Source organism: Marinomonas algae (assembly GCF_047525555.1).
GTDB lineage: Bacteria > Pseudomonadota > Gammaproteobacteria > Pseudomonadales > Marinomonadaceae > Marinomonas.
The window spans coordinates 191,560-205,984 of record NZ_JBLIXK010000001.1 but is presented as its reverse complement, the minus strand read 5'-3'; the positions used below and the strand labels follow the sequence as shown (position 1 = coordinate 205,984).

Genomic DNA, 14,425 nt, shown 5'->3' with positions numbered 1-14,425 from the left:
ATAAGCAAATTATAGCGTGTCGATGGAATGTGCGAAGGTTTGTACGCTTTCCCAATCTGTGAACTCTTTAACCGTCGTTGGATCTGTCGGTCCTTTTGTCATCCACATGATGAAACGGATCATATTACGGTCGATGAAACCGTATTTAGGATAATTTAATTTACCCGCAAAAACGCCTTGTAGGCTTGGTTGCCACTCTAATTGAGCTAAGAGTTTGATGATGTAAGGGTTCGTGTCTGGTTGACACTTTTCAGGCTTACGAGCAACAAGGTTTACCGTATAAAAGGCGCTTGGTTTGCTTTCTAATAAGACCTTGTGCTGAGTAATGAAATCAACCACCTGTTTTTGATGTTTGCCGTAACGTATGCTGGCGCCGATCACAATTTTATCGTGTGTATTTAGCGTCTCTTGGTTGGCTTCTTCAATGGGCAGCAAGCTAACAGAATGACCTAATTGCTCGATTGTTTCCTGTAACTTTTGGCTGATTTTCTTGGTGTGACCGTCTGTAGTAGAGAAAAGAATTAAAATATTAGACATAGTGATTCAGAAAGCCGCCTCTGTGGATTGGAAAGAGCAAGATGCTATTAGTGGCACTTGTTATAAACACTCAAGGACAGAGTGTCAAAGCTCAAATCTATTTTTGAAGGCGGATGACATTTTTATCCAACTTTTAAGAAAGACAGAGGCTTGATCTGTAACTAAAAAAACGGCTCACAACATAGCGAGTAAAGCGTATGTTATGAGCCGTTTTACAGAAAGCCTAGTTCTAGTTTATTCAGCCGAGCTGTGTTTTCTCGCTCGGATATCTGATTGGGCGCTGCGGTAAAATTTTTCCTGTGGTTTGGATTTCTGTTTTACATCGCTGTCATTGTCTTCATTTTTAAGCAATAAAAACTCTGTCACCCGTTGAGCGTCGACTTCTTTGTTATCAAGCGCCTTTTGAATGGCGCAGCCAGGTTCACCTTGGTGGTGGCAATCACTGAATCGGCAATGATCTTCTAGCGAGATAAGGTCAGCAAAGTTTGCGATCGTGCTGCTATCAAACTCTTTCAATTGAAGCTCTCGCATTTCTTGAGTGTCGAGCAGTATCGCGCCTGATGGCATAATTTTTAGCACACCAGAATCACCAATCATTTGAACTGGGTTAGCGTCATCTTCTGTTTTCATCAAGGTATTAATGAGCGCTGATTTGCCAGAGCCAACCGCACCAAGTAAAGCGATGGTTTTGCCTTTTTTAAGGAACGGCGTCAAAACACTCAGACTATCAGAATCAAGAGCATTGACTGTTTCCACAATCAGAAGAGGGTCTAATTTTTCGACTTGAGCACGCTTCTCTGAAGCATCATCACATTGATCCGCTTTTGTTAGCACTACAACTGCATCCGCCTGAGCGTCATGAGTGAGAGTTAGATAGCGCTTTATCAAAGCCAGATTAAAGTCTTGGTTTAATGCACACATGATAAAAACGGTGTCGATATTGGCAGCGATTGAATCAAAGCTTGAGCTGGCGTCGAGTGCGCGTAGCAAAGCATTGTCTGCATCGGTAACGACCCAATCACCTACAAGCATATTAGGCGTGTCTAAAGACTTGTCTAAGGTAAACAAACCAAATTCACTAATCAGCTCATATTGGCTGTCATTATGAGAGCAAATACGTGCAATACGATTAGATTCTAAATCATCCAGTGATAACTGTTGTTGGAAATACGCTTGCCAGCCTAAATCCAATAAAGTGAACGAGGAAGTCATTACTATTACCCCAAGCGAAATACGCTCATCATAAATAAGAAGCAAAAGGCTTCAATGAGTGCCGAGAATGAGAGGCAAAACCGCCATCTTTATATCGACCAAAATATAACAACTCTGACCTTTCTTATGTGGTGATTTCTAGCTTCATTTGAAGTCAAAAACCACCATAAAACCAGTGCGCTATTTTGCGAGATTAGCACAGACTGAGACCACCACAAATAGAAATATGAGCGTCATAATAGAGGTGTAATCTTGATGCTTTTATGTGGTGTTTTTTCTTTTCTTCACACTTTTTTGTGGCGCTTAAAAGAGCGTATTTGAATCGTCATTTTGCTTCTCTTTGGAGGGCATCCTTAGTGTTTTCATCTTTACAATTACTTGGCGGAAATAGTTACCGAGTGTTTTTGTAAAAGTTACTTGAATGCTTGATTGAAACTTAAGGTATTAAGTGTCTAAAATTTAATAAATTTGTTATTTATCAATGTTTTATGTTTGTTTTAAAAAGTTGGCATGGCCTTCGCTATAGGGTAACTGACATCAATGATTAGCGCCTTAAATTGCTGATGATTGAATTAAGTCTTTGGGATGCTGGCGACTTACGCAAAACAGCAGCCAATCTTTTAATTAAATGGAGGTTACCATTATGAATATCAAAAAAACGCTATTAAATACGACTCTTGTTCTTGTAACGGCAGCGACATTAGCCGCATGTGGTCAGGAATCAGAAGAAACCAAAGTAGAAGATACTTTGTCTAGCGCAGGTGAAACAGTTGAGCAGACGTTTAACGATGCAGGTGCTGCGGTAGATCAAACGATCGATGAAGCAGGTGAAGCTTTAAACAATGCAGGAAGTGAACTTGATGACATCATGACAGATGCCGGTAACACTGTTGAAGACACATGTGAAGAAGTGAAAGAAGGTATGGATGCAACAGACACAAACTGCTAATGGTTTGTGGCTAGGGAAGGTGCGAATAAGTCTTCTGAACTTCAGTCTTATCAGAGAAACGGTCTATTAAGGCAAGAGTGAGCAGGAATGTTAATACCTTTCAATCACTCTTAACGCAGAGAGGCCGTTTCTCTGAAAGACCCGAAGGACGTGGGCTAAACGCTTTTTATTCTTTGTTAAGCTTCTTGCCAATATGTTCATATTGGACTGCGAAGCTTGCCTCGAATAATAAAGGTTTATCCACACGCTGAAGTCAGTGGACTTGTTAGTACCTTCCCTAGGTTAGGATGACTTAGTTTGTCCTCGGTGTTGATGAAGTACTTTGCTTGTCATCACCACCGAGGAGCATTTAGGGCATAAGAAGGTAACGAATATTACTCGGCTGCTTTTTGTGCAGATAAATGGCTTTCGTATCTATCTAGCTTGTTGTAGAGGGTTTTGATGCTAATCCCAAGCTGTTGTGCGGTATCGGTTCGGTTGCCATTATTCTCTTTTAGGGTTTTGAGAATGGCAATTTTCTCGATTTCTTCAAGGCGCATACCAGTAGGAATTCCGGCTGATTGATCGCTTGAAGCACTATAGTCGGAATCGTTGGTGATAATGTGCTCAGGTTGGATGATTTGATCCGATAGAATATAAGCTCGCTCGATCGCGTGTTTGAGTTCTCTGACATTACCTGGCCAATGATAATGTTTTATTTTGTCGAGACTTGATTCAGATAATTGCTTTTGCAGACCGTCTTGACTGTTTCGATAAGCTAAAAAGTGCTGAGCCAAGCCGCATGCATCGCCTTCTCTGTCTCTAAGTTTAGGGACATAAATAGGGAATTGAGCTAAACGAAAGTACAAATCTTCACGGAAAATTTCGTAGCGGATTGCTTCACTTGGGATTCGGTTAGTTGCTGCAACAATACGGACATTGGCTATTTTTACATGCTGGGAGCCAACGGGTTTGTATTCACCGCTTTCAAGCACGCGTAGTAGCTTAACTTGGTGTTCATAAGGCATTTCGGTGACTTCATCCAAAAAAAGAGTGCCGCCTTCTGCTTGTTCGAAAACCCCTTGGTGATCTTTGTGAGCACCGGTAAATGCACCTTTTACATGGCCAAATAGTTCGCTGTCGATTAACTCTGGACTAAGCGCGCCACAGTTAATGGCCACAAAAGGGGCTTCTGCTCTTGGGCTAACGACATGCAAGGTGTTTGCAATTAACTCTTTGCCTGTGCCGCTCTCGCCAATAATAAATACATTGGCTTTGGTCGCCGCCACTTTGCGGATGGTTCGATACAAAGAGTGCATGCTAGGTGAGGAACCGACTAAAAGCCCAAATTGGTCAAGGTAACTGGCTTGTACATTGTTGCTTTCTTTTGTGAGATTTAGCTCACGAAAGATCTCTTGAAGTGAAGAGTCAATTAAAGATAAATGGTAGGGCGCACGATAATGAAAACCAGCGCCTTTCTTAATTAAATGGTCGAGTGTTGGATCAGGGCTCCCGGTACTGAAAAAGATGAATTCGGTTTGGCACAGAATGGGGCTATTAATCAGTTCTTTTAATGCTTTGTCGTGACATGAACCCACTTCAATAAGCGCCACATCACACTTCTTTTCAGTCAGTTGATCTAGCCAGTTTTCTGTTTGTCGGCTAACACTCAATTCATATTGGCAAAGACTTTGCAAAGACAATAAGTCCGAAGCTAATGATGGATCTTTAATATGCATAAATAGCTTTGGAGAAGGCATTATCATTTTCCCTAATTAGATCAAAATTTATATTAGGGCTATGAAATCACAGGGTTGTAGAGTGTCATAGGTTTACCAAGGGGACTTTTCAGTAAACCAGATCTTAATCACCCTTATTTGCACAAAGTTCACTGTTTTTTGAAAGGAGATGGAGCATGACGACTTATAAAGAGGCACAAACGGAATTGGCTCAATTGCCTGATACTCATCTTTTATGGGATATGCTTTCCATGTGCCTAGACGGATATTCAGCAAATGCTAAGTCTCATGAGCGAGTGAGCAACACTTTAGATCGACATGTATTTAAAACGGTTTCTGTTTTATATCAGCAGTTGGCTGAAAGGTTGCTAAAAGGAGTTGATGAGTTACCAGAAGACACAGGCACTATGAATCCAGAACCGGGTTACATTGCGATTGCGTATATATCGGCACTGAATGCGTCAGATAGGTTTCTTTCTACTCGTGTGATGTCTGTAAATTGCCAAGTGATAAAACGCGTAGGAAGGTTGGTGAGAAAACTGAATAACCGAGTATTTGCGAATGGCATTATTGATTATTTGGCGCGTATTCAAGTGGTATTGGATAATACTGAAAGTAGACGAAAAGCAGCTAAACTCATTAAATAAATAGAGCTTAGCTGCGTTTCTGAAACGCTATTTATTGCCTTCTATTCGATAGTCCAACTTACCAATAATCTTGCCCAAATTATCTTGTGTTGGCACATTAAAGCTAGCGCTGTTTTTCTCTCTGTTCGGGTTAACTGTGGCGATCACTTGTTGATTCAAAATAAGCTGATAAGTCTCAGAGAAAGTAATGACTAAATCTTCTGACTTTGGATTCTCAAAGAAGATATGGTCTTTTAATCGAATAACCCTGGTTTCTCCTCTTACCCATTGGCCAACAAGTGGCTGAGCCTTAAATTCTTGTTCTGCATGGTTAATCGTCGCTTCAGACAAAAATACGCGAATTAAGTCACCATTGATTGCCATTGTCTGGCGATCCGCCACACGGGCATTCAGTTGCGCAATCTCTGTATTGGTTTTGCTTGTGTAACTGCGAAGCTCTTGGATTGCAGTATCAATATTTTGTTGGCTGGTATTTGTATTAACTAATAGCTTCGGAAGATTGTCTGCTTTGCCTACGCGGCTTTTAAGTTCCTCATAGTTTGCTTCCGCCAGTTCTTTCTGGTCGTTATATCTTGTTAGTAATTCGTCATAAGAAGTGCTGTTGATTGTTTCTACAACTTCTTCTGTTTGGCCTTGAAGGTTTGGAATCAGTAAATCGCTTGATTCTGCATTGGCTTCTGATTGAGCCTTGTCTTTTTCTGACGAAGTGTTTGACGATAAATTGTCTAATATTGGCATCGAGCAGGCGCTAAGTAACAGCGTCGCAAGTAAAAGGCCAGTACGAAATAGAGACATGGTGTTGTCCTGAGGTGAAATACAAAAAAAAACAAGTATGAAGTATGGCGTGATTGATGTCGAGATGAAGCCTTCTTTACTTACTACTGTATTTGTTTAAAGAATAGGTAAAGATGAGCAAAAACCACAAAATGAAGGTGTTTATTCAAAAAGAAGCGAGGGTTCACACCAAACGCTTCTTTTTTGATTGGCTTGAGCTGGCTACTTTTGTGTTTGATTCCACAAAATGCATTCATCTAAAGTGACGCCTTGCCCGCCAAAAATATCCAACGCGCTGCCAATGGTTAAATCCACAAGACCGTTTGATAATTCATGCACACGTTTTAAATCTGCCAACGAACGAGCGCCACCAGCATAGGTAATATCTACAGGACAAGCACTGCTACCTAATAGACGCACTAAATCTTCGTCGATTCCTGACTGTAAACCTTCTACATCAGCAGCGTGGATTAAAAACTCATCACAGTGATCAGCCAGCTCAATTAGATTTTCTTTGTTGATTTTCGTAGAAGTAACCGTTTGCCAACGGTCAGTCGCAATGCTCCAGCCGTCTTCTGTGCGTCGACAACTCAAATCTAATACAAGACGATCTGTTCCTGTTTCACGCTTAATTTTGTCTAAACGATCCCAAGAGAATTCGCCATCTTTAAATAAGTAAGACGTCACAATAACGTGAGAAGCGCCAGCTTCTAAATAACTCGCAGCGTTGCTACTTTTTACACCGCCACCAAATTGTAAACCGTTAGGATAAGCACGCAGGGCGCTTAATGCCTCATCTTGGTTGCCTTTACCTAATGCAATTACGTGGCCGCCCGTAAGGCCATGCTCACGATAAAGCTTCGCGTAATGCTCTGCATTGTAATCGCTGATAAAGTTTTCAGTAGCGCCTTTGTCGTTCAAGCTACCACCTACAATTTGTTTAACCTTGCCTTGATGTAAATCGATACAAGGACGAAACTGAGTCACAAAACGCTCCTATTACTGCTAAAAATGGCTGCTTATGAAAAGCAGCCAAAAATAATACGCAAAAATGAACATGGCTGAAATGCCAAAAAAGCAGTATAGCCGATAAATTCTTGAGAAACGATGCGTCAGAGAAAACATTAAGGAAGCCTGTTATAATCACAGCTTCCTTCTTATCATAGAATTTTCAAAGAAACCCTATGTTGCAAATCTCCGTCGCAGTAGCGATCCCAGACCACGAAATAGAACTTACTGCTATTCGAGCTCAAGGAGCGGGTGGTCAAAATGTTAATAAAGTCTCTTCTGCTATTCATCTTAGATTCAACGTGGCTCAATCCTCCTTGCCTGCGTTTTATAAAGAGCGACTTTTAGAGCTTAAAGATTCTCGCCTCACGAAAGACGGCGATATCGTGATCAAAGCACAGCAACACAGAACTCAAGAGTTGAATAGGGAAGACGCATTAGCGCGCCTAAAAGCCTTAATTCAAGAAGCGGTTCGAGTTCAAAAAGCCCGTCGGCCAACCAAACCGACGCGATCTTCCCAGAAAAAACGAGTTGACCAGAAAAAGCAAAAAGGGCAAATCAAAAGCCTAAGACGCAGTAACTGGGATTAGATTCATCTTACTTTGTCTTCTCTAATAGCGGCTTTTAGCCGCCTTTTCCATGACATATATCTACAAATGAAAGACTTTCCTGTGGCTTTTTAAGCACTCTGTTTTTTGGCTTTCTGACATATTCTTTTCACTCTCTTTATCTTGATCTAACGCAATGTTTTAAAACGCAACACCTCTCATAATCTGGCCTTATAGTAGCCTCAGATGGGTGAGGCTTCGGTGGGCGTTAGATAATAAGAACACTCAATTAAATGAATTTAAGTGTCTACAAGCGTCTTTTTTCTCAATCAAATGAATGGGTTGAAGTTATATGATTAACGAAGCTGTAGTGGAATTATCGCGGTTTCAGTTTGCTTTCACTGCTCTGTACCACTATTTGTTTGTCCCTTTGACATTAGGGATGGCTTTCTTACTCGCAATCATGGAATCAGTCTACGTGATTACCGGTAAGCAAGTTTACAAAGACATGGTTAAGTTCTGGGGTAAATTGTTTGGTATTAACTTTGCGCTTGGCGTAACAACGGGTTTGACTATGGAGTTCCAATTCGGGACTAACTGGTCTTATTACTCTCATTATGTTGGCGATATTTTTGGTGCACCTTTGGCCATCGAAGGTTTGATGGCTTTCTTCCTAGAGTCCACTTTGGTTGGTTTGTTCTTCTTTGGTTGGGATCGTCTCAGCAAGGTAAAACACCTAATGGTGACTTGGGGTGTAGCGTTAGGTTCTAACTTATCAGCTTTATGGATTTTGATTGCCAACGGCTGGATGCAAAACCCTGTTGGTTCTGAGTTCAACTACGAAACCATGAGAATGGAGTTGGTTGATTTCAGTGCTTTGATCTTTAACCCAGTGGCGCAGGTGAAGTTTGTTCATACGGTTTCTGCAGGTTACACAACGGGGGCCATGTTTGTTCTGGTAATTTCAAGCTACTACTTACTAAAAGGTCGTGATCTTGCTTTTGCTCGTCGTTCTTTTGCCATTGCTTCTGCGTTTGGTCTGGCTTCTATTTTGAGTGTGATCTTGCTAGGTGATGAGTCTGGTTACGAGATTGGTGAAGTTCAAAAAGTGAAATTAGCTGCCATTGAAGCGGAATGGGAAACTCAGGAAGCACCTGCGGATTTCACTCTGATTGCTTTTCCAAACCAAGAGCTTGAAGAAAACGAATACGCAATCAAGATTCCGGGCTTAATGGGTTTGATCGCCACACGTTCTCTTGATACGGAAGTAGAGGGTATTCAAGAACTGAAAGAGCATAATCGCCAACGAATCATCAATGGTATTTATGCGAACCAGTTACTTGAGCAATTACGCGAAGGCTCAACAGATCCTCTTGTGAAGTCTAACTTCGAGAAAGTGAAAGACGACCTTGGTTACGGTTTATTGGTGACAGCCTTCAATGAAGACATCAATAAAGTAACGTCAGATGAAATAGATCAAGCGGTGGAATATTCCATTCCTCAGGTTGCGCCTTTGTTCTTCGCCTTCCGAATTATGGTGGGATGTGGCTTCCTAATGTTGATCGTGTTCGCAGCGGCTTTCTATCAAAATGCTCGTCGCCGAATTGGTAATAATCCTACTTTCTTGAAATTCATTGTGCTGTGTTTGCCGTTGCCTTGGATTGCGAACGAAGCCGGTTGGTTTGTTGCAGAATATGGCCGTCAACCGTGGGCAATTGGTGAAATCTTACCTGTTCACGTTGCAGTATCGAGCCTCACAGCAACCGAAATTTGGATTACGATCGCTGGCTTTGCCGTCTTATATACCGCTTTCTTGATTGCCGAAATGTATCTAATGATTCGTTTTGCAAAGCAGGGGCCTTCTAGTTTACACACTGGTCGCTATGCACTTGAACAAGAAACTGCTCAGTTAAAGCAGGAGGTATAAGATGGATTACGAATTATTAAAAGTAATTTGGTGGGTATTGATCGGTGTTTTACTGATTGGTTTCGCCGTAACGGATGGCTTCGACATGGGCGTTGGGAGTCTACTAAACATAATCGGTGGAACGGATTCTGAACGTCGTATCATGATCAACTCGATTGCGCCCCATTGGGACGGCAACCAAGTTTGGTTTATTACCGCTGGTGGTGCTTTATTTGCGGCTTGGCCTGTGGTGTACGCGACGTCTTTCTCTGGTTTCTATTTTGCGATGATGTTGGTGTTGGCGGCGTTATTCTTCCGTCCGATCGGTTTTGACTATCGCTCAAAATTGGAAAATACAAAATGGCGCAACAGTTGGGATTGGGGAATTACCTTTGGTTCAGCTGTGCCACCTATCATCTTCGGTGTGGCGTTTGGCAACTTGTTGCAAGGCGTACCGTTTGAGTTCGACCAGTACCTACGTGTGACTTACACCGGCTCTTTCTTTGCTTTACTGAATCCATTTGCGATTCTGTGTGGTTTGGTTAGCTTGCTGATGCTGATGACACAAGGCGGCGCATGGCTACAAATGAAAACCGATGCTGCATTGCTGAATAAAGCGAGTCGTATTACAGCCATTACAGGCGCATTAGCTTCTGTTTTGTTCATTCTTGCTGGTGTTTGGTTGGCTTACGGCATTGATGGTTATGTTTTAACAAGCGACATTGACGGTAACCAAGTCATGACTCCGTTAATGAAAACAGCAGAAGTGCAAGCAGGCGCATGGTTAGCGAATTACGAGAAAGTGCCAGCGCTTATCTTGGCGCCTATTGTTGGAATCGCAGGTATGTTGTTTGCTGCCATTACTAGCGTGATGAAAAAAGGTGCTTTGGCTTTCTTGAGTTCATCATTAGGTATTGCTGGCATCATAGTGACAGCGGGTGGTTCTATGTTCCCATTCTTAATGCCTTCTTTAAGTTACCCAAGCATGAGTTTGACAATGTGGGACGCCACTTCTAGTCAAAACACCATGATGATTATGTTTGTTGTGGCGTGCATTTTTGTGCCGATTGTTTTGGGTTACACCTTGTGGAACTACTTTGTTATGTACGGTCGTTTGACGAAGAAACACATTGAAGAAAACAACCACTCTTTGTATTAGAAAATCGTACTGAGTTGGTTATGCAAAATGCTAGGGCTCACGAGTCCTAGCCTTAAGCAACAAATGAGAGGAAGAAAATATGTGGTATTTTGCTTGGGTTCTTGGTGTTTTATTAGCTTGTTCTTTCGGCATTATCAACGCTGTGTGGTTGGAATTCAGCGGTTATGAAGGTGAAGAGGAGCAGAAGTAAACTTGATGGCAAAGAGCAAGAGAGCAAAAAAAGAAAGGCGTTGTGCTGGTCGAATTAAGACGCCAGAAGCGCAATTTTTAGGAGAATTAGCCAACCAAGAGTCTGCAAAATATCGGCTTGCTCAAGGCTTTGGTGTTTTGTTTGCCGTGTCTTTGGTTTTACAGGCGTGGGCGTTGGCGAATGTTTTCTCGGATATGGCCTTGTATCAGTCTTTCTCTCTGCCTCTTTTAGCTATTGGTTTGTTTGCTTTGTTATTACGTGCTTTGTCTAACTTTGGACGAGAACGTATTTGTACCAGCGCAAGTCGTCATATTCGTTATGGCTTGCGCAGTAAATTGGTGTTGCATCTGACGAAACTGGGCCCAACTCGGTTACGAATAGAAGAAGATGCGGCGCTGTCTACCCGCGTTTATGAACAAGTAGACGCGTTAGACGATTTCTTTAGTCGCTATAAACCTCAAGTCTTTATGGTGACTCTTATTCCCTGTGTCATTCTGTTGTCTGTTGTTTCTATTTCTTGGATCGCCTTTTTTGTGTTTATGATGACCGCGCCTTTGGTGATCATTTTTATGATTTTTGTTGGTCATAAAGCGGCTCAAGCCAATCGACGCCAGTTTAGTGTTTTGGCCATGTTATCCAATCAGTTTATGGATTTGAGCCAAGGCTTATCCGAATTAAAACGTCTTAATCGTACAGACGAAGCCAGAGCACGTTTATCTGACAGCTCAGGTGCGTATCAAAAAACCACCATGAATGTACTGATACTGGCTTTTTTATCGACTGCTACTTTGGAACTGTTTGCGTCACTTTCCATCGCTATGATCGCCTTATATCTTGGGCTTGGCTTGCTGGAAATACTGCCTTGGCAAGTTGGCTCGTCGCCTGTGACTTTAACACAAGCGATGTTTCTTTTATTACTCGCGCCAGAGTTTTATTTGCCTTTGCGCCAATTAGGTAACGATTACCACGCGAAGCAAAAAGCCGAAGCCGCAGCGACAGATTTGTTAGAAGTGCTAAACACTCGCATTCATGAGTCGATGGCAGACGAAAACGAACAAGCTACACAATCAGCCACAAAAACAAAGGCTGATTTAGGCAGCTTTATTTACTTTGATCATTTGAGTTGGAGCGAATCTGGCCGTTATCGCCTTGCGCCTATTTCAGGTGAGATTGCTCAAGGAGAACGAGTTTGGTTGAGCGGTGAATCTGGCGTAGGTAAATCCAGTTTATTGCATCTTTTACTGGGTTTTGAAGAAGATTACCAAGGTCAGTTATTCGTTAAGGACCAATCGTTTCAGTATATCGACTTAGCTGCTTGGCGAAGCAAACTGGCTTGGTTGCCGCAAACACCAGAATGGGTGAACGGCAGCATTCGTCGTAACTTGCTTTTGGGTTTGGAAAGCCGTGAAGGCTTCCAAGCGCCAAATGAAGAAGATATCCAATTAGCTTTGCAAAAAAGCCAATGTGATGACTTTATCCAAGCTTTACCAGCGGGATTAGAAACTAAGCTAACTGAGCTAGGTTCTGGCTTATCTGGCGGACAAATGCAGCGACTTTCTATCGCACGGGCTTTGTTGTCTCAAGCGGATGTTTGGTTGCTTGACGAGCCTTGCTCAGGGTTAGATGCAGACACAGCACAAGCCGTGCTGTCCACATTAGAGCAGGTTTCCAAAGGCAAAACCTTATTAATCGTGAGTCACGATACACATCCTATTGCTTGGGCTGATAAACACTGGTCACTGACGCAAGGAGGTTTGCATGAGCAAGGTCAAAACAAACAAGCTGTCGCTTAAAGGTCTTTTATTTGCTAACCCTTGGGGTTTTATTATTCCTCTTCTTACCGGCGTTGCTGCAAGCTTGGCAGGTGTTGCGCTGTTGGGGATTTCCGGTTGGTTTATTTCGGCTGCTGGGTTAGCAAGCGCCGTCGGTGCTGCGTTGGTTTTTAACTATTTAACGCCAGGTGCGATTGTTCGTGGTATGGCCATTTTGCGCACAGCGGGGCGTTATGGCGAACAAGTGTCTGCTCATAATCATTTATTAGGCTTGTTACGTGTTTTACGTCTTTGGGTGTGGGATCAGCGTGTTGCCAAAGACGCTGCGAACTTACATGAACAAAGTCGAGGGGATTTATTACAGCGTTTAGTGAGCGATCTTGATCAGATTATTCGTTGGCCTTTGGTGGTATTTTTACCTTGGGTATACGCTTTCTTAAGCTATGCGGCGGTGTCTGTTCTAGCGTATTTCATCTTGCCCATTTTGCTTTGGCCTTTGGCTGTTGCGGCTGTTTTACATACTGTGGTTGTGCCGTATTTTTGTGGTTATGCCGCCAGTCACGCGGTGCATGTTGGGCAGATTTTAGGCGTGCATCGTCGCAGTCGTTTTGTGAGTTTGTTTTCTGCCTTGATTACTTTAACTATTCGCGGTCATTGGCAAGACTATGCCCAACGCCTTGATCAATTAGATGAACGACAACGTAAAACTGAAATCAAGATTCAACAAGCCGTCAGCCTAGGTCGTTTATTGTCTTATGCTGTCACCATTTTGCTGCTGCTTTGTAGCTTTTATTTAGTTAGCGATGTGCAAGCTGAAACAGGTCGTTGGATGCTGGTGGAGGGAGTGCAGGGTACTTGGTTTGTGGGCTTTGTGTTGTCTTTATTGGCCGTGAATGAGCTAGTTTTGCCTTTGGTGCAATCTTTCGTGGCGCAGGGACAATCTCAAGTTGGTTTACGTCGCTTGAATCAATTACATCAAGAGGAAACATCGCAGCCTGTTATGGCAGATAAAGCGATTCAGTCTATAGGATTTAAACGCTGGCGAGGCTTTCATGCGTCCAGCAATATGGGCAATCAACCAATTGATCTGCAAATAAATTCGGGCGATCTCATTTGGATTCGTGGTGCCAGTGGCTCTGGTAAATCGACATTATTGGCTGCGATAGCCGGTGATAGTTTGTCGTCTGGCGATGCTTTGATTAACGGTAAAAAACAAGATTTATACGGCAATCAAGACTACCAAGACAAAATAAGCTATTTGCCTCAGTCGCCTTATATTTTCCAACAAAGTATAGCGGCTAATTTACGACTTGGTAATCCAGATGCAACCGATGAAGAGTTGTGGAGCGTGCTCGACGCGGTTTCATTAGGAGGCTGGGCGCGAAACCTGCCAAATGATTTGGCAACGTTACTAAGTTCTCAAGGACGTAATTTATCCGGTGGACAACGTAAACGTCTTGCTTTGGCGCGTTTACTTCTCAGAAAGTCTCCCGTGTTACTTCTAGACGAACCTTTCGACGGGCTCGATAAAGCCACCATAGAGCGTATTTGTGAGTCTCTGAAAAATGACTACAAACCTGAGATTCTCATTCTAGTCAGCCACGTCGAGAGCAGTCTTGCGGATGATGCGAAAATTGTCGAACTTTAAAAATCTTTCCGGAGAAGTTTTTTGAACTAAAACTCAAGCTGCTGCGTAAAACAGATCAATTCATTATCTATGAGAATTTATAATGGCATTGTCTGAAGAAAATAAATCGCGAATTATTGAGATGGCGTGGGAGGATAGAACGCCATTTGAGGCGATAGAGTCACAATTTGGTCTTAATGAATCGGGTGTGATTCGCCTTATGCGTAGCTGCTTAACACCTCGTAGCTTTAAGTTATGGCGCTCAAGAGTTTATGGGCGTTCGACCAAGCATTTGAAGTTAAGAAATCCAGAGGTTTCAAGAGCCTATTGTCCTACGCAATATAAGCATAAATAGTGCTGTCTCAGCTATTTATGCTC

The 14,425-nt window shown here is 42.5% G+C and carries 14 protein-coding genes; 9 read left to right on the top strand and 5 right to left on the bottom strand.

The genetic code is table 11. The features are described 5' to 3' along the window. Positions 1-9: 9 nt before the first annotated feature. Positions 10-537 carry a menaquinone-dependent protoporphyrinogen IX dehydrogenase gene (hemG, locus tag ACMUMQ_RS00890; protein ID WP_414680172.1) on the bottom strand — a complete coding sequence of 176 codons (528 nt, stop codon included), beginning with the start codon at positions 535-537 and terminating at the stop codon, positions 10-12. A gap of 234 nt (positions 538-771) precedes the next feature. Beyond that, positions 772-1,749: a GTPase RsgA gene (rsgA, locus tag ACMUMQ_RS00885; RefSeq protein WP_414680171.1), complete on the bottom strand. Its 978-nt coding sequence runs from the start codon at positions 1,747-1,749 to the stop codon at positions 772-774. A gap of 643 nt (positions 1,750-2,392) precedes the next feature. Here rsgA and ACMUMQ_RS00880 point away from each other — a divergent pair. After that, positions 2,393-2,698 (top strand): hypothetical protein, encoded by a 306-nt coding sequence (locus ACMUMQ_RS00880; RefSeq protein WP_414680170.1) that lies wholly within the window; start codon positions 2,393-2,395, stop codon positions 2,696-2,698. Between the two features lie 374 nt (positions 2,699-3,072). On the opposite strand, the gene ACMUMQ_RS00875 is transcribed toward ACMUMQ_RS00880, so the two are convergent. Next, positions 3,073-4,437, bottom strand: coding sequence for a sigma-54 interaction domain-containing protein (locus ACMUMQ_RS00875; RefSeq protein WP_414680169.1), 1,365 nt, complete (start codon positions 4,435-4,437; stop codon positions 3,073-3,075). A 155-nt stretch (positions 4,438-4,592) separates the two neighbouring features. Here ACMUMQ_RS00875 and ACMUMQ_RS00870 point away from each other — a divergent pair, with 155 nt between their 5' ends. Continuing rightward, the gene (locus ACMUMQ_RS00870; protein ID WP_414680168.1) at positions 4,593-5,063 is read left to right on the top strand and encodes a hypothetical protein; all 471 of its coding nucleotides are present in this window, start codon (positions 4,593-4,595) and stop codon (positions 5,061-5,063) included. A 27-nt stretch (positions 5,064-5,090) separates the two neighbouring features. On the opposite strand, the gene ACMUMQ_RS00865 is transcribed toward ACMUMQ_RS00870, so the two are convergent. Both ACMUMQ_RS00865 and hisA read right to left on the bottom strand, forming a co-directional pair. Continuing rightward, entirely contained in the window at positions 5,091-5,858 is a 768-nt protein-coding gene (locus ACMUMQ_RS00865) for a hypothetical protein (RefSeq protein WP_414680167.1), read from the bottom strand. A gap of 201 nt (positions 5,859-6,059) precedes the next feature. Then, entirely contained in the window at positions 6,060-6,824 is a 765-nt protein-coding gene (hisA, locus tag ACMUMQ_RS00860) for a phosphoribosylformimino-5-aminoimidazole carboxamide ribotide isomerase (protein ID WP_414680166.1), read from the bottom strand. Between the two features lie 197 nt (positions 6,825-7,021). Here hisA and arfB point away from each other — a divergent pair, with 197 nt between their 5' ends. From arfB to ACMUMQ_RS00825, 7 genes are all read left to right on the top strand, one after another. Then, positions 7,022-7,435 (top strand): alternative ribosome rescue aminoacyl-tRNA hydrolase ArfB, encoded by a 414-nt coding sequence (gene arfB, locus ACMUMQ_RS00855; protein WP_414680165.1) that lies wholly within the window; start codon positions 7,022-7,024, stop codon positions 7,433-7,435. 310 nt (positions 7,436-7,745) lie between these two features. Next, entirely contained in the window at positions 7,746-9,320 is a 1,575-nt protein-coding gene (locus ACMUMQ_RS00850) for a cytochrome ubiquinol oxidase subunit I (protein ID WP_414680164.1), read from the top strand. 1 nt (position 9,321) lies between these two features. Continuing rightward, positions 9,322-10,458 carry a cytochrome d ubiquinol oxidase subunit II gene (cydB, locus tag ACMUMQ_RS00845; RefSeq protein ID WP_414680163.1) on the top strand — a complete coding sequence of 379 codons (1,137 nt, stop codon included), beginning with the start codon at positions 9,322-9,324 and terminating at the stop codon, positions 10,456-10,458. A 79-nt stretch (positions 10,459-10,537) separates the two neighbouring features. Next, the gene (gene cydX, locus ACMUMQ_RS00840; protein ID WP_072837837.1) at positions 10,538-10,648 is read left to right on the top strand and encodes a cytochrome bd-I oxidase subunit CydX; all 111 of its coding nucleotides are present in this window, start codon (positions 10,538-10,540) and stop codon (positions 10,646-10,648) included. A gap of 5 nt (positions 10,649-10,653) precedes the next feature. Beyond that, positions 10,654-12,441 (top strand): thiol reductant ABC exporter subunit CydD, encoded by a 1,788-nt coding sequence (gene cydD, locus ACMUMQ_RS00835; RefSeq protein WP_414680162.1) that lies wholly within the window; start codon positions 10,654-10,656, stop codon positions 12,439-12,441. Beyond that, complete coding sequence (locus ACMUMQ_RS00830) at positions 12,407-14,068, top strand: amino acid ABC transporter ATP-binding/permease protein (protein WP_414680161.1); 1,662 nt, start codon at positions 12,407-12,409, stop codon at positions 14,066-14,068. Before cydD ends, ACMUMQ_RS00830 begins: the two co-directional genes overlap by 35 nt. Before the next feature lie 82 nt (positions 14,069-14,150). After that, complete coding sequence (locus ACMUMQ_RS00825) at positions 14,151-14,402, top strand: TIGR03643 family protein (RefSeq protein ID WP_414680160.1); 252 nt, start codon at positions 14,151-14,153, stop codon at positions 14,400-14,402. Positions 14,403-14,425 lie beyond the last annotated feature (23 nt).